Origin of the sequence: Duganella sp. BJB476 (genome assembly GCF_003416895.1) — a bacterium.
Lineage (GTDB): Bacteria > Pseudomonadota > Gammaproteobacteria > Burkholderiales > Burkholderiaceae_D > Rugamonas.
The window spans coordinates 466,207-482,156 of sequence record NZ_QVIO01000003.1; the positions used below are offsets into that span (position 1 = coordinate 466,207).

General features: G+C 65.2%; 12 protein-coding genes and 1 tRNA gene. 8 read left to right on the forward strand and 5 right to left on the reverse strand.

Features of this window, described 5'->3' with window-relative positions:
* Window positions 1-25 precede the first annotated feature (25 nt).
* The 3 genes from D0T21_RS15475 to D0T21_RS15485 all read left to right on the forward strand — a co-directional run bounded on the left by D0T21_RS15475 (window position 26) and on the right by D0T21_RS15485 (window position 4,852).
* Complete coding sequence (locus D0T21_RS15475; RefSeq protein ID WP_116990495.1) at window positions 26-1,840, forward strand: GspE/PulE family protein; 1,815 nt, start codon at window positions 26-28, stop codon at window positions 1,838-1,840.
* A 72-nt stretch (window positions 1,841-1,912) separates the two neighbouring features.
* Window positions 1,913-1,988 (forward strand) — tRNA-Lys (locus D0T21_RS15480).
* Between the two features lie 116 nt (window positions 1,989-2,104).
* Window positions 2,105-4,852: a hypothetical protein gene (locus D0T21_RS15485; protein WP_116990496.1), complete on the forward strand. Its 2,748-nt coding sequence runs from the start codon at window positions 2,105-2,107 to the stop codon at window positions 4,850-4,852.
* Between the two features lie 27 nt (window positions 4,853-4,879).
* Here D0T21_RS15485 and D0T21_RS15490 read toward each other — a convergent pair whose 3' ends face one another.
* Window positions 4,880-6,097, reverse strand: coding sequence for a citrate synthase family protein (locus tag D0T21_RS15490; RefSeq protein ID WP_116990497.1), 1,218 nt, complete (start codon window positions 6,095-6,097; stop codon window positions 4,880-4,882).
* Between the two features lie 70 nt (window positions 6,098-6,167).
* Between D0T21_RS15490 and D0T21_RS15495 the strand changes: the two genes are divergently transcribed.
* From D0T21_RS15495 to D0T21_RS15510, 4 genes are all read left to right on the forward strand, one after another.
* On the forward strand, window positions 6,168-7,376 hold the full coding sequence (locus D0T21_RS15495) for an MFS transporter (RefSeq protein WP_116990498.1): 1,209 nt from the start codon (window positions 6,168-6,170) through the stop codon (window positions 7,374-7,376).
* Window positions 7,373-7,891, forward strand: coding sequence for a GNAT family N-acetyltransferase (locus D0T21_RS15500; protein WP_116990499.1), 519 nt, complete (start codon window positions 7,373-7,375; stop codon window positions 7,889-7,891). The genes D0T21_RS15495 and D0T21_RS15500 overlap by 4 nt, the downstream gene beginning before the upstream one ends.
* Window positions 7,892-7,958: 67 nt before the next feature.
* Window positions 7,959-8,738, forward strand: a complete 780-nt coding sequence (locus D0T21_RS15505; RefSeq protein WP_116990500.1) for an ABC transporter substrate-binding protein — start codon at window positions 7,959-7,961, stop codon at window positions 8,736-8,738.
* Window position 8,739: 1 nt separating this feature from the next.
* Window positions 8,740-9,294 (forward strand): hypothetical protein, encoded by a 555-nt coding sequence (locus tag D0T21_RS15510; RefSeq protein ID WP_229211486.1) that lies wholly within the window; start codon window positions 8,740-8,742, stop codon window positions 9,292-9,294.
* Here D0T21_RS15510 and D0T21_RS15515 read toward each other — a convergent pair.
* The 3 genes from D0T21_RS15515 to D0T21_RS15525 all read right to left on the reverse strand — a co-directional run bounded on the left by D0T21_RS15515 (window position 9,232) and on the right by D0T21_RS15525 (window position 14,234).
* Window positions 9,232-9,837, reverse strand: coding sequence for a hypothetical protein (locus D0T21_RS15515; RefSeq protein ID WP_116990501.1), 606 nt, complete (start codon window positions 9,835-9,837; stop codon window positions 9,232-9,234). The genes D0T21_RS15510 and D0T21_RS15515 overlap by 63 nt on opposite strands.
* A 15-nt stretch (window positions 9,838-9,852) precedes the next feature.
* Window positions 9,853-12,546 carry a hypothetical protein gene (locus D0T21_RS15520; RefSeq protein WP_116990502.1) on the reverse strand — a complete coding sequence of 898 codons (2,694 nt, stop codon included), beginning with the start codon at window positions 12,544-12,546 and terminating at the stop codon, window positions 9,853-9,855.
* 161 nt (window positions 12,547-12,707) lie between these two features.
* The gene (locus D0T21_RS15525) at window positions 12,708-14,234 is read right to left on the reverse strand and encodes a dienelactone hydrolase family protein (RefSeq protein ID WP_199538475.1); all 1,527 of its coding nucleotides are present in this window, start codon (window positions 14,232-14,234) and stop codon (window positions 12,708-12,710) included.
* Between the two features lie 62 nt (window positions 14,235-14,296).
* Here D0T21_RS15525 and D0T21_RS15530 point away from each other — a divergent pair, with 62 nt between their 5' ends.
* Complete coding sequence (locus D0T21_RS15530) at window positions 14,297-15,085, forward strand: ABC transporter substrate-binding protein (RefSeq protein WP_229211487.1); 789 nt, start codon at window positions 14,297-14,299, stop codon at window positions 15,083-15,085.
* 7 nt (window positions 15,086-15,092) lie between these two features.
* Here the strand turns inward: D0T21_RS15530 and D0T21_RS15535 are convergent, their stop codons facing one another.
* Complete coding sequence (locus D0T21_RS15535; RefSeq protein WP_116990505.1) at window positions 15,093-15,938, reverse strand: PhzF family phenazine biosynthesis protein; 846 nt, start codon at window positions 15,936-15,938, stop codon at window positions 15,093-15,095.
* Between the last annotated feature and the right edge of the window lie 12 nt (window positions 15,939-15,950).

Genomic DNA, 15,950 nt, shown 5'->3' on the forward strand with positions numbered 1-15,950 from the left:
GCTGCCGACTTTTGAAAGTGGCACGATGTCCGCAACGTCCGCACCTAGCATCAGTCCCGCCGGCAAACCGGCGCCGCTCGATCTGCAGCAGATCTACACCTGGCTGCTGGCCGACGGCATGATACGCAAAGCCGAAGTCAAGGAACTGTACGCGCAAAGCCAGGGCATCCTGAAGAACGCGATCGGCCCCATGCATCCGCTGTGCGCGGTGGCGCATGGCAAGCTGCTATCGGCGCTGCCGCCGCACAAGCTGCTGACGCTGGACGCGCTGTGCGAATGGCTGGCGGCGCGCACCGGCCTGGCCTTCACCCGCATCGATCCGCTGAAGATAGACTTCACCCGCGTGGCCGACGTGATGTCGGCCAGCTACGCGGCACGCTTCAACATCCTGCCGCTGGAGCTGAACGGCGACACACTGGTGGTGGCCACCGCCGATCCCTACGCGGTCGAGTGGGAAGCGGAGATCGCCAAGATCTCGCGCCGCACGATACGCCGCGTGATCGCCAACCCGCTCGACATCGCGCAATACACCACGCAATTCTTCAGCCTGGCCAAGTCGATCAAGAAGGCCAACAAGAACAACACCAACGACCTGGCGCTGCGCAACAACTTCGAGCAGTTGGTCGAGATGGGCAAGACCAACAAGCAGGTCGACGCCAACGACCAGCATGTGATCAACATCGTCGACTGGTTGTGGCAGTACGCGTTCGAGCAGCGCGCCTCCGACATCCACCTGGAACCCAAGCGCGACATGGCGGCGATCCGCTTCCGCATCGACGGCGTGCTACACCAGGTGTACCAGGTGCCGGCGGTGGTGATGATCGCCATGACCGCGCGCATCAAGCTGCTGGGACGCATGGACGTGATCGAGAAGCGCCGCCCGCAGGACGGCCGCATCAAGACCCGCACCGCCGGCGGCCAGGAAATCGAACTGCGTTTGTCGACGCTGCCGACCGCCTTCGGCGAAAAACTGGTGATGCGTATCTTCGATCCCGACGTGGTGGTGAAGACCTTGCCGGAACTGGGCTTCCCGGTCGACGACGCGCAGCGCTGGGACGAGCTGACCGCGCGTCCGCACGGCATCATCCTGGTGACGGGGCCGACCGGCTCGGGCAAGACCACCACCCTGTACACCACGCTGAAGGCGCTGGCCACGTCGGAGGTCAACGTCTGCACGGTGGAAGACCCGATCGAGATGGTGGAGCCGGCCTTCAACCAGATGCAGGTGCAGCCGGGCATCGACCTGTCGTTCGCCGACGGCGTGCGCGCGCTGATGCGGCAAGATCCGGACATCATCATGGTCGGCGAGATCCGCGACCTGGCCACCGCCGAGATGGCGATCCAGGCCGCGCTGACCGGCCACCTGGTGCTGTCGACCCTGCACACCAACGACGCGCCGTCGGCCGTGATGCGCCTGCTGGAACTGGGCGTGCCCTACTACCTGCTGGAGGCGACGCTGATCGGCATCATGGCGCAGCGCCTGGTGCGCACGCTGTGCATCGAGTGCAAGAAGGACGACGGCGAACTGACCGACGACATCTGGCACAGCATAGGCGGCGCCTGGGACTTGCCCAAGCCGACCACGGTGTATCGCGCGGTGGGTTGTCCCGAATGCCGGCAGACCGGCTATCGCGGCCGCACCGGCATCTACGAGCTGCTGACGGTGACCGCAGGCTTCAGCGACATGGTGCGCGAGCAGACCGACATCCAGGCGCTGCGCCGCCAGAGCGTAGCCGACGGCATGAAGCCGCTGCGCATCGCCGGCGCGATGAAAGTACAGGAAGGCGTGACCACGGCGGATGAAGTGCTGAAGGTGACAGCGGCGCTGGGGATGAAATAGGAAGGGGATAAATTGTTTTCACAAAACCCTTTGCAGTTCCCTGCAGGCTGTATATAATACGGCCTCTTTCGGGGGTCGTTAGCTCAGCTGGTAGAGCAGCGGACTTTTAATCCGTTGGTCGCAGGTTCGAATCCCGCACGGCCTACCACCGAATTCTAGCAGTAAAAAAAATCAAGCTTCCGCGAGGAAGCTTTTTTTTTACGTGCACTGTTCCAAAATTGACAATAAAAATTATTCCATTCTTCTACTCGGGATTGTATTCAGATGATCATCAAATTAAGCGGCAGCAAAGCGACACTGATAGTCAGCCTTGCGGCCTGTTTATTCCTCAGCGGCTGCGGTGGTGGTGGCGGTGGCGCCAGCACTAACAGCGGCAACGGCGGAGGCGAAGGCGAAGGCGGCAACGATCCCGCACCCGGCTTCAGCGTATCCATCAATCGCAGCGAATTACGCTTTGAAGGCGATGAACGCGGCTACATCAATGCGCAGGTGGTATTGGGCAATGCCTCCGGCTCGACCACTGCCAACGTCTACACCGGCGCCCTTGACCTCGGCACGGCTATCGATCATGTAAGCCAGGAGATCGTCGGCACCCAGCTTAAGTTTACCGTCTATCCCAAAACCACCCTTGCTGCCGGTGAATACAAGGGCACGTTGCAACTGTTCGCCTGCGCCGACGACAAATGCGCGCACCACTTCACCGGCTCACCGCAGAATGTACCCTACACTGTCACCGTCCATAAAGGCATGTCCGTCAGCCCGTCATCACTGTCGCTCGCAGTGCTCAGCGGCGCCACTGCCAGCGGCGAGGTCAGCGTCCAGCTGCCGCCGGGCATTTCGAACTTCGCTGCCACAACGACGGCACCCTGGATGAGTGCGTCCACCACGGGCACCGGTAGCGTCAAGCTGACAACGAAACCGCTACCGCCGGGCTCTTATAGCGGCGCCCTGACAATCAGCACGCCAGGACGCACCATTGACGTGCCCGTCAAGTACAACGTCGGGTCCGACGGCAATACGCAGACTCAACTGAGTAGCGACACCAGCAATTTCAGCTTTACCGCCACCGCCGGCGGGGTCGCTGCCAGCAAGCGCTTCAACGTCACCCTGCCCTCGTGGACCAATGAGCTGAGCGCCGAAGCGTCCTATTACGGTGACGGCAAGGGCTGGCTGTCAGTGGTCAAATCGGGCGACCGGAGTTATACGTTGAATGTTTCCGCGGCAGACCTCCCGGCGGGCACCTACTACGCACAAGTGGTGCTGCGCTCGGGCTATCTGACCACCCCACTGACCCTGCCGGTGACGCTCAGCGTAGGCTCCGCCAGCTGGTCCATCTCGGGCAACACTACCTTCACGGTTGGCCCGACTACCGATAAAACGACGCAAACCAGCGTGCTGAAAGTCGACTTACCTAATCTGCCGGCACAAGGATGGAATGCAAGCAGCAGCGCCGACTGGCTCAAATTGGCCAATGCCAGTGGCACCACCGGCAGCACCGCGCTGCAAGTCGTGCTGGACGTACCTGCCATGCTACAACTGCCAAATAGCGGCACCTACAAAGCAAATATCACCATTAGCTCGACCAGTGGAAAGGTGCCGCCCACCACAGTCGGCTTCACGTTAAGCAAAAACCTTCCGGCAGTAAACTACGCCAGCCCACACTTGCGCCTGCCCAACGAGGGTGGACCGGTGATCCTGCGTGGAAGCGGCTTCGACAGCGTGACGGACCTGGGCCAGGCGCTGCAAGTGAACGGCGCCCAGGTCAACAGCATTACCCGCGTCAGCGACACTCAGCTGCTGCTGCAGGTAGGTGCAGCTGCCTCGGGCAGCGCCACTTTCAGCATCGCCAACGCGCTAGGCGTCGACACAGGAAAGGCGAGCATTAAGGTCGTGCCCTCAACGAGCTACGCCTACAAAGCCATCGCAACCGCAGGCGTCAAGGGCGGCATAGTCTACGACGCCGAACGGCAGTCTGTTTACACGGCCAACAAGACACTGGGTTCGGTCATGCGTTTCGCTTACGCGGGAGGCGCATGGACTACCACGGCGGCAGCGCTGCCAACCATTGAATCGGTGGCGCTGTCACCCGACGGCGCATCGATCGTCGCCACCGCCACCAGCGGCAAGATCGTACTGTTCGACCCCGTCACTCTGGCGGTACAAAACAGCTACCCGGTCCCTGCCGGCGTGGTGCGCGACAATGCTTATTACCCAGGACCCAGCATTGACGGCTACAACTCCAATTCGAGTCCGACGCTGGTGATGGCAAACAACGGCAAGGCTTTCTTCCAAGGTTCCGGAGGCAGCCTGGGGGGCCTGGCGTATTTTGATCTGGTCAACCATCAGTATGGCGGGATAACCATGCCCATTCTAAACTTCTACCCGGGATCGAACGCTAACCTCAGCATGTCGGGAGACGGCAGCCGCCTGCTACTCGGCTATCAGTCCAACGATAGCCAAAATTCCATGTTGTACATGGACACCAACGATCAACTAGTCAAGAGCAACGGCGCAGGGATCGGCTATTGGTACTCAGGCGCGCAAAGCCTGCATGGCGAGCGCATCTCCAGCGGCATGACGAACATTGTGTGGGACAAAGACTTCAACCTGATCGGGAATTCCGTGCCCGATCAATTCTTTGGCAGCCACGCGGCAGTCTTTTCGCCGGATGGCATGCGTTTGTATGTACTGGCGTACTATGGCACAAGCCAACGGATCTACGTCTTCGACACCAGCACCAAACTGGTCACGGAAACAAATCTGCCAATACTCGGCTACTTCGACCTGGACGATGCGCCGACGTGCAACGGCGATACCTACTGCGCGCCATGGCCGCTCGGCACCATCAGTCCCGACGGAAAGACATTGTTCTTTATCGGCGAAACCAAGCTGGTGGTGGCGCCGATCCCTACAACACTGAAACGTTCCGGTGCGCAAGCGCCCATGCAACGGGCCAAGCTAGGCGCTGGTACGGTACCAGATACCTTGGTGCCATTGAAGTTTAAGCATTAACTCTCAAAAGCTTCCCTCGGGAAGCTTTTATTCCGTCTGGAATCGTCCCACGTAGCGGGCACGCGGACGTATCATGCCGCCGTCGGCAACCTGCTCCGCGGCCTGCGCGATCCAGCCGGCCGAACGGGCCAGCGCGAACAGGATTTCTCCCGCCGCCGACGGCCATCCACACACGATACTCATGGCCGCCAGCGCGAAGTCGGCGTTGGCCGGCATACCCAGCCTGGCGGCGACGTGTTCGCCAATCGCCAGCAGGGCATGGGCTTGCGGCCACTGCGCCATGCGCTCCAGCAGATAAGCGCCGCGCGGATCGCCTTGCGGGTACAGGGGGTGTGAGAAACCGAACAGGCTGGGATCGCGGCCGTCGAACCAGGCGGCGACGCCCTCCTCCGGATTATCCGACGCCATCGCCGCTTCCAGCATGGCGCGGATCAGCGTGCTGCCGCCGCCGTGCTGCGCGCCGGACAAGGCGGCCAGGCCGGCACTGATTGCGGCAGCCTGGCTGGCGCCGGTCGAGGCGACGCAACGCACGGTGAAAGTGGACGCATTCAATTCATGGTCCGCCAGCAGCACCAGCGCCGCGCGTATCCATTCGGCCTGCGCGGCGTCGGCCTGCCAGGCTTGCGCAACTTGCAGGTGCAGCGGCGCCGCATCAGGCGCGCGCTTCAGCAGCAGACCGGCCAGCAAGCGCATCAAGGCGGCGCCGGCGGCGAAGCGGCCGTGGACATCGTCCGGCTGCGCAGGGATGGCTTGCGCGTGCACCGGCAGCATGCACATCGCCGCTTCCAACGGTGGCATGGACGGCAGCTGGGCGCAGGCCGTCGCGATGGCGGCGATCGGCGCGAGCGCATGCGCGGGCAGCGCGGCCTGGACGGCGGCTGCGGCAAAGTAGTCATGGCCGCCATCGTCCCACAACAGGCAGGCCACCTGCTCCAGCGTGGCGTTCGCGGCCAGCGTCAGCACGTCGTGGCCGCGATAGTGCAGGCGGCCGTCGGCGATGCGCGAGATGCGCGTCTCCAGCACCGGCGTGCCCCAGTTCATCGCGGCGGCGACTTTGTGTCCTCCCCGCTTGCCATCGGCCTTGCGCGCCGCCAGCCGCAGCACCTCGTCGTGCGGATAGCGTTTGCGGCGCTCGGCCTGCGCGCTGCTCGGCGTCAGCAAGCCGCGGCTGACGTAGGAGTACAAGGTGGCGAGGCTGACGCCGAGGATGCGCGCCGCCTCGGTTGCGGACAGGTCTTTGTTCATGTTCGTATTGTAATGTCGATTGCAGGAATCAAGATTGACCCGCCCGGCGCTGCACTTCTAGACTTCAGCCATGCAATCGCCTCCCTACGCCGCCTCCATTTTTCAGCCGCTGCGCCATGCGCGCTTTCGCCAGCTGTGGCTGGCCAATCTGCTGTCCAACCTGGGCAGCCGGATGCAGGCGTTCGCAGCGGCGTGGCAGATCGCTTCGCTGTCGCATTCGCCGCAGCTGACGGCACTGGTGCAGACAGCGACCTGGGCGCCGATGCTGCTGTTCGCCCTGCCCGCCGGCGCGCTGGCCGATACGCTGCACCGGCCTACGCTGCTGTTCCGCACCAACGCCGTGATGGCGCTGGCCGCCGTCGCGATGGCGCTGCTGGCCTACGGCGGCAACCAGCCGGTGCCGGCCTTGCTGCTGCTGACCTTTGCCATGGGCGCAGGCATGGCGTTCACGATGCCGGCCTGGCAGGCCTCGATGTCCTCGCTGGTGCCGTTGCAGGAAGTGGAGGCCGCCGCCACGCTGAACAATCTAAGCTACAACCTAGCGGCGCTGGCCGGTCCCGCGCTGGGCGCGGTGCTGTTCCAGCTGGCGGGAGCCGGTCCGCTGTATCTGTTCAACGCGCTGTCCTTCAGCGCGCTGCTGTGGATCTACCGGCAATGGCGATCGGCCGAACGGCCGCGCGCGAAGATGGCCGCCGTACGCCGCCACAGCGTAGGCAGCGCGCTGCGCATCAGCTGCGCCTCGCCCCGCTATCGATCGCTGCTGCTGCATGGGATGGGCATCTTCTTCGTGTCGGCGGCGTTCGCGGCGCTGCTGCCGCTGCTGCACCGCGACGCCGGCACCTACGGATCGCTGATGGGGGCGCTGGGCGCCGGCGCGGTGCTGGCCGCCGTCGTCTTACCGGCCGTGCGCCGCCATGCGGCCAGGCGCATGGTGCTGGCCGGCGGACTGGCGGTCTACGGCGCCATGCTGGCCACCATCGGCCTGGCCGCCTCGCAGCCGCTGCGCCTGCTGCTGGTGGTGATCGGCGGCGTGGCGTGGTCGGCCATCGTCACCACGCTCAACGGCGCGGCGCAGAAAGCCTTTCCCGACGCGGTGCGCGCCCGCACGCTGTCAGTGCACATCCTGGCGATCGCCGCAGGTCAGACCGCCGGCAGCGCGGCGTGGGGACTGTTGGCCGCGCACTACGGCATCGTTCCGGCGCTGACGGCGGCGGGCATGGCCACGCTGGCTTGCGCGGCGCTGGTCGCCAGCTCGAAGGATTTTTTGGAGACGACATGAACGACATTCTCATCAGAACCCTGCAACCTGAAGACGCCGCGCCGCTGCTGCAATTCGAACTGGAGAACCGCGCCTGGTTCGAACAGCACATCGCACCGCGCGCGCAGGAGTTCTATACGCCACAAGGCGTGCAGCTGCATATCGAACAATACCTGGACGGCTACATCAACGGAACCTGGCATCCCTGCGTCATGCTGAACGCGCAAGGCCGCATCGTCGGACGCGCCAACCTGAAGGACATCGACCGCCACGCGGCCAGCGCCGAAGCCGGTTATCGCATCGCCAGCGACCAGACGGGCAAGGGCCTGGCCACGCGCGCGCTGCGCCACCTGATCGCGCTGGCGGACCAGCAATGGCAGCTGCGCTGCCTGCTGGCCTACGTCACCGATGACAATCTCGCCTCGGCGCGCGTGCTGCGCAAATGCGGCTTCGCGCAAGGCCAGCATCTGGCCGGCATGGAAATCATCGCCGGCGCGCTGCGCGGCGGCTATCAATTTGTTCGCCTATGCCCATGAGACGCCAAGGCGATACTGGTGTAAGCTTGTCATCAAACAGTGCTCAATGCGATATGGAGAAAGACAGATGGCGGGACAGCAAAGCAAGTGGGGCCGGCTGCTCAGCGCGGCGTGCTGCGCGCTTGTGCTATCGGCCAGCCTGCCTGTCCATGCCATCGTGCTACGCACCGCCGCGCAAGAGGGTACGGAACCCAAGTTCGTCGCCGACGGCAAGGACCACGTGGTCGGACTATGCGTTGATATCATGCGCGCCGTCGAACAGATCGAACCCACGCTGCAATTCGTCGGCGAACAGCGCTGGAAGCCGCTGATACGCGCCTACTCGGAACTGGAGACCGGCCAGCAGGACGTGCAGTGCGCCATGCAGCGCACCGCCGAGCGTGAACAGCGCTTTCATTTCCTCGGGCCGGCGCTGTACAGCATCGACTACCACTTCATTGTGCGCGTCCAGGACACGATCAATATCACCCAGTGGGACGACGTGCGCCGCCTGGCGCCCGACAATATCGTCTTGATCAATCGCGGCTTCGCTGCCGGCGACATCCTGGCAGAAATGGGCGGCATCGAAGTCGATGCCAATTCCACCAGCCCGCAAATGAATCTGCAAAAGTTGATTGCCGGCCGAGGCCGCCTGTTCTTCCACCGCGGCCCCGGCCTGCAACGGCTGCTGGTGCGCACCGGCACCGCCGACAAGGTACGCATCCTGCCGCAAGTGATGTACAGCGCCAAACTGTATTTCGTGACCAGCAAAAAACTCGCGGCCTTCATCAACGAGCGGCTGGAGCGCGCCCTGTTCCAGCTTGAAAAAAACGGCGAGCTGGAACGGCTGATGCGCAAGTGGGATTGACATGAAGCGCGCCGTCCTGGCCATGCTGGCGTTGCTGTTGTCGACGACGGCACGCGCGCAGGACGGTGAGCTGACCGTGCGCATGGCGCCGCAGCAGGCGCAGCAAGCGATCCTGCAAGCGGTGCAGCACATCCCAGCGCAACGCGAAGAACACCGGCGCTACCGCATGGCCCTGCCCTACGGCGCGCCGCTGTTCCCGCCCGATGCCGACCTGGCCTTGCCGCCGGCCAGTCCGGCACTGGCGGCGTGGCTGCAACTGCCGGCGGAACAACGCCGCCACGACGTGCTGATCACGCCCGATGTCGACTACTACTGGAACGCCGAGGGCCGCCAGTACGCCTGCCAGTTCATCGTGCACCTGCGGGCGGCGGGCGACGGCCAGTCGCAACTGGCCTTGCTGCAAGTGCGGCCCACCGTCTACGCCGGCAAGTCCTTCAAGCTGTTGGGCCGCACCGGTCCCGGCGCCTACCGGGATGTGCGGCCCGCCGCGCCGTCAGCCCAGAGCGCGGCCGAACTGCGCGCCTTTCTGGCGGCGGCGCTGGCCCAGCCACAATAGCGGCAGGCCCAGCGCCAGCAACCACAAGCTACCAGGCAAAGGCACGCCCGTCACCGCCAGCGTCACCGAGAGCGGCGCCAGCTGCACATCGGACGCTTGCAGGAAGCTGGCGCCGCCCAGCGGATCGCCGTTCCACCATTCGCCGGACACGCTGAAGCTGCCGATGTCGCTCATGCCCGGCAATGCGAACGAAAAAATCTGCAAGCCGTACAAGCCGGTGTGGGTCAGCGCATCGAAGGCGACGGTGGCGCTGGCGCCCGGCGCCAGCACCGGAAAATCGAAGTAGCTGGCGTCCGGTATGCCGATGCTGAAGGACGAGGCGTTCAGCTGGGTCGGCACGAACCAGTTCAGCGGATCGGTGTTGACCAGCTGGTAGCCCCATCCCACCGTATCGCCGGGATTGCCGGTCAGCGCGCCGCCGGCAGGCAAGGTGGCGAAGGTGAACACCAGCGGCGCAGCCTGCGCGGCGGGCGTCCACAACACGGTACACAACAGCATATTCCACAACAGCGCGGCCAGCGCGCACAGGTATCGAACTTTCATGACGGTTCCTCCGGTTTATTTCGGGATGACGGATTGGGCCTGCGAGTAGGCGTAGATCACGCCACTCAGGTCGGTGACGCTGCCGTTTTCGATCACGCTGAAGCGCTGCACGGTGGCGGGCACGTTGAAGGTCAGGCGCACCGTGAAGAAGCTGCCGACGTCGACGTTCGGCGTCACCATCGGCAGCGCCGGCGACAAGGCGGTGTTGAGCGTGACGGTGCCGGTGCCGGCCAAAGTGCGCAGCGACAGCGAGGACAAGTTCAGGTCGCGCGCCGTGCCGACGCCGATGTTGGTGAGCCGCACATCGAGGCCGATGACGCCGGGCGCCACGTTTTCCTGGCCGATGATGGCGGCGGTAAAGTCGGGCCGCCCCGGCACCTGCACGGCGCCGGTGACGAACACCGTCAACGAGGCGCTGTTGTGGACCGTGGCGACAGCGGTGCTCTGCGCCGAGACCGTGATGCTGTCGGAGCTGCCGATGCGCGTGCCGGCCGGCGGCATCAGCGTGACGGCGACGCTGGCGCTCTCGCCGCTGGCCAGGGTCAGCGTGGTCGGCGAGACCGACTGGATATAGTGCTGGTCGTCGGTGGCGCTGATGCTGAAGGTGCCGGCCGGGCCGTCGTTACGCACCTGGTACATCAGCGTGGTGCTCACGCCGGGGCGCAGGTCCTGGCGCGACGGCGGCGTCACCGACACCGTCTGCGGCTGCACCATCACGCTCACCAGCCGCTGATACGGGAAGCCGGAACTGTCGCTGCCGGTGGCGTAGGCGACGAAGGCTTCATTCGGTATGGTCAGCGCGCCGAAGAACTTGCCGCCGTCGGTCTGGTCCTGCTCCAGCGCCAGCGGCGACAGCAGCTCGAAGTTCTTGCGGCGCAGCTGGAATTGCGGCGCGCTGGCGATGCCGGTCAGCGAAGCCACGGCATACAGCGCCTGCCCCGGTCCCGGCTCGCCGTCGATGGCCAGCAAGCCCTGGTGCGGCGGCTGCGCGCCGAAGCGGTTCAGCCGGAAGGAATTGAAGGCCAGGTCGGCCACGCCGCTGACGTTGACATAGGTCTGGCTGGTTGAGCCGTTGATGGACAGCGTCCAGGCGCCGCGCGGCGGGCTGTCGATCGAGATGATGACACCGCTCGACAGGCTCAGGTATTTGGTGGCGTTGGCGGCGGTGACCACCACGCCGTCCGGCCGCGTCAGCGTGACCACCGGCTGCACGCCCTGCACGGTGCCGCTGACCGACACCGTCAGCCGGCTCATGCTGCTGTCGACCGGCAGCGTGTAGCTCTTGGCGCTGGGATAGGTGTCGACCAGCGACAGCACTTGCACCACGTTGTTGCGCACCACCAGGTCGGCCAGCTGGGTGACGTTGGCGGCCTCGCTGCCGAACAGGAAGAACACCTGGCCGCCGGTCTCGGCCGCCGCCTGCAGAAAGCCCGGCGTCAGCGGCGAGCAGCTGCCGAACAGCACCGGATAGATCTTGATGTCCTTGCTCTTGGCCAGGCTGATGACGGCGCCGGCCAGGCTGGCGTCCTTGGCGGTGGCGTCGGTGTACATGAACAGGTCGCCGCCGGGATCGGCCAGCGACAGGCCGTTGTACATGCCGGTCATGGCCAGCTCGGGGCAGTCGCCGCCGCCCGAGGCACCCAGGCCGCTGATGGCGCCCTTGAACAGGCCGGCGTCGTTGGTGGCGATGGTGGGGCCGGTGAAGGGGTCGTTGAACGGCGCCAGCACGTATTGCAGCGGTTCCTCGTCGGTGCCGAGGCGGGCGTCGACGATGCTGATGGCCGAGGCGCGCACGCCGGCGATGATGCCGCCCATGCTGCCGGTGGTGTCGATGGCGAAGGCCAGCGTGGGGCCGGCGCCCAGCAGCGCCTTCAGCTGGGCCGGCGTGATCTCGGCCTTGATGTCTTCGACGAACTGCTGGGTGCCGGCGATGGCCGCCGCCGCCGCCGTGCCGTGGAAGCCGCTGTGCGGCGAGATGTCGCAATACAGCGTGTCCTTGTTGATGCCTTCGCGGAAGTAGCCCAGGATATCGCTGGACGGCGAGCTCTTGTCGAGCGGGCCGCCGTGGCTGCACTTGAAGGAACCCGGCTTGACGCGATCCTCGCCGCCGTAATAGCCGCTGGTGAGCAGGCTGCCGGTCAGGTTGGACGAGTTGGCGCAGAACAGGCCGGTGTCGGTGAAGCCCGCGCAGGTCGGCGTGGCGGGGCCGGCGAAGGCCAGCGAACCCGGGCGGCCGACGCCGGGATGGGCGCCGCTGTTGCCCTGCTCGACCCAGTTGCTGTGCGAGTAAAAGTCCTGGATGGTGTGCAGCGCGCTGCCGAGATTGTCGCGGGCGCCGGTGGCGTTGATCGGGTCGCTGCGCAGCGCGTCCAGCACGTTCTGCTTGAGCGTGGCCAGCCGCAGCTGGGCGCCGGCCGCGTTCTCGCCGTCGAAGTGCTTGGCCGAGCTGGTCTGGTCTTCATCGACCTTGGCGTCGGCCTCGATGATCTGGTCCAGCGCCTTTTGCATCGACGCCGTCAGCTTGGGCACGGCGAAGTAACGCTTGTCGAGCGCTTCGATGCCGCGTTGGGTGATGTCCTGGTGGGTCAGGCTGCCGGCCGACTTGGACGTGATGAAACAGACAAAGCCATTCTTGGGACAGAAGGCCTTGCCGGGGAGGCTGGCCGCCAACAACAAGGAGGCCAGCAACAGAGAGGGAGCAATGCGCATACGATATCCTTTCCCATGCGTGGAAACACCAGTCCGCGCCAGGCGGACACGCGGCGGTGTGACGCATTTATCGTGCCGTGCTCTGCTCCTCCTTTGTAATCAGACCATTAGCGTTCGCCGCCGGAACGGCGCGCCGGCCACTGTCAAGTTCGCCGACAGGATCACAGCGGTGCGCCCAGCAATTTCAGGTGCTGGACGGCATTGCCGTTCTTCGGATCGAGCTGCAGCGAGCGCTGGTAGTGCTGGATCGCCAGCGGCTTGTCCTTGGCGGTCTCGTAGGCTTCGGCCAGGCTGTCGTGGGCATTGCCGCTGTCCGGATGCAGCGTCGTCACCAGCTTGAGCACGGCGATGGCGCCCTGCTGGTCGCCGGCGCGCAGCAACTGGTAGCCCCAGTAGTTGAGGGCGTACTCGCTCACTTCGAATTTCGGGTCCAGCTTGCGCATGCCCTCGTACACTTTCTGCACGTCGGCAAAGCCGCTGGCGGACGCTTCGTGGGCCAGCATCTCCAGCGTCGGCGGCGGGCCTTCCGACAAGTGGGCCGACACCGTCAGCAGATGGTTCGGCACGCCGTTCTGGCCGGGCGGCTTGGACAGGAAGGCCTTGGCGCTGGCCTGCTCCTTGAGATAGGCGTCCAGGAATTGCAGCGTATAGCGCGCCATCCAGCCGTGGGCCTGGCTCACTTCCGCCGCCGTGTAGTCGTTGTAGGCATCGTCGCCGATGAAACGCAGCGCCTCGGAGGCGAAGGCGAAATGCTCCATCGCCGGCAAGGTGACGGTGTACAGGTCAGAATACTTGAGCTCGTTGAGGAAGCTGGCGTTGGGCTTGCTGCGCTTGGCGAGATCCTCCAGCGAGCGGGGACGCGCGGCCAGGAACAGCATCGGCACAGCCAGGCGCGCCGGCTGCACATACTTCGCTTCCGTGACGCGTTCCGGCCAGTAGCGCACCGAGCCGTCCAGGTTGACCAGCGCCTTGACGCGGTTGTCGCGCGCGGCGACGAAGACATTGGAGATACCGCCCCAGCTGTAGCCGGCGACGGCGATGCGGCCGGTGTCCGCCTGCGGCAGCGTGTGGGCGTAGCCGATCAGGAAGGCGATGTCGCCGGCCTGCGCTTCGATGCCTTCGAGGTCGTCGGTCATCACGCGCCCACGGGCGCCCACGCTGGGACTGGCGATGACGATGTAGCCATGACTGGCCAGGTATTCGCACAGGTCGGCGTTTTCGAAAGTTTGGGCGCCGAAGCTCGGCGCATAGATCACCACCGGGAATTTTCCGGCGGCCGGCTTGGCGTCGCGCAGCGCCCACATGGGGCGCTTCATTTCCTCGTGCGCCCTCGCGCCGCCGACCGGCGCGCCGTTCAGCCGGCCTTCGACGTTGGCCGCGATGGCCGCTTCCGTGATGTCGAAGCGCTCCTCGCTGGCGGCCAGGCGGAAGTAGTCGCCGTACACCACCGCCTTGCCGGATTTTTGCGCCGGATACCAGATCACCGTTTGTATCGGCCGCGCGCTTTCGCCGCTGATCGGCTTGCCGGTGACGACATCGTATTTGCCGAGATAGCCACGGGCGTAGTCGTACTGCCCGACCACGCGCAGGCCGACGCTGTGCGGCCCCGGCGTGACGTCGAAGCTGAAGTTGGACGCCTGCCCCAGGCCGGCGGCAAAGCACATAATCATGGTGAGCAAGATACGCACTGTTATACTTTCTCAAAGTGAAAAAAATAAGTATATAGCAACATTTCACCACCGGGGTAGATATGTCGCCGAGGAGCAAACTGCGCAGGATGATGGACGCCGGCATGCTGCTGCTGATGCTGCTGGCCGCGCCGTTGTCCCCGAGCGCCGCGCAGCCGGTGGCGCTGCGGGTGGCGGCGCAGGAAGGCACGGAGCCCAAGTTCATCGCGGCCGGCAAGGACCGCATCATCGGCCTGTGCGTGGATATCTTCCGCACCATCGAGCGCATCGATCCCGGCCTGATCTTCATCGGCGACCAGCAGTGGATGCCGCTGATACGCGCCTACCACCAGGTGGCGGTGCAGCAGCACGACGCGCTGTGCGCGGTCCAGCATACCGAGGAGCGCGAGCGCCAGTATGTGTATCTCGATCCGCCGCTGTTTCCCATCAACTATATGCTGCTGGTACGCGCCGGCGATGAGGTGGTGGTCAACAACTGGGACGATGTGCGCAAGCTCGGCCAGGACGGCGTGGTGCTGGCCAACCGCGGCTACGCCACCACCGATTTCCTGATCGCGCAGGGCGGCTTGCAGATCAACGCCAGCGCCACCAGCCCGGTGATGAACCTGCAAAAGTTGATGGCCGGGCGGGCGCGCTTCTTCCTGCATCGCTCGCCGGGGCTGGCCGGCGTCATCGCCAGCGCCGGCGCCACCGGCAAGGTGAAAGTACTGCCGCAGGTGATGTCCACCGCGCAGCTGCACATGGTGATGGGCCGGCATGTCGACCCCGGCGTGGTGGCCCGGGTGCGGCGCGCGCTGGAGCAGATGGAGAAAACCGGCGAGCTGGCGCGCCTGCTGAAGAAGTGGGATTAAGGAAGGACTAGTCGCCCAGCATGCGGGCGTTGCCGGAGACGCGGATCGAACTGCCGGCCTGCCTGGAAATCTCCACCCGCAGATGGCAGGGCGCGCCCATGTCCTCGCCCTGGATGATGTCGATGGCGCCGCCGTGCGGCCAGTCGAGGTCGCGCAGATAGCCGCCCAGCGCGGCCGCCGCGGCGCCGGTGGCCGGGTCCTCGTACACGCCGCCGGAGGCGAACGGATTGCGCGCGTGGAAGCGCTGCAGGGTTTCCGCGTGCACCAGCGAAATCGTCGCCAGGCCGTGCTGGCGCATCAGGCTGCGGCCGTCCGCCAGCTGGTAGCGCATCGCCCGTAGCTGTTCACGGCTGGCCAGCGCCAGCACCAGGTGGTTGGCGCCGCCGTTGGCGATGGCCGGCGGGATGCGGTCATCCAGGTCGGCAAGACTGTAGCCGAACAGCGCCAGCGCGGCCGTCACCAAAGCGGCCGGGGCCGGCGCGCTGGCGGTGGCCGGCGATTGCAGCGCGGCGCTGCCCTGCCCGTCCTTGCTCTGCGCTTCGACGGTCACGCGGGCGTGGTTGGTGGTCAGCGGGAAGATGCCGTCGCCGTTCTGCTGCGCCAGCACCGCGCCCAGCGCGATGGTGGCGTGGCCGCAGAATGGTATTTCGCCGTCCGGCGAGAAATAGCGCACCCGCCAGCCGTCGCCGGTGGGCGCGGCAAACACGGTTTCCGAGTAGCCCATCTCGGCGGCGATGCGCTGCATGGCCGACTCCTCCGGCAGCGCCGAACGGATCATGACGCCGGCCGGATTGCCGCCCAATTCGCCTGCGGTGAAGGCGGCGACTTTATGGATCTTGGTGATGGTCTGCATAGATGGCTACTC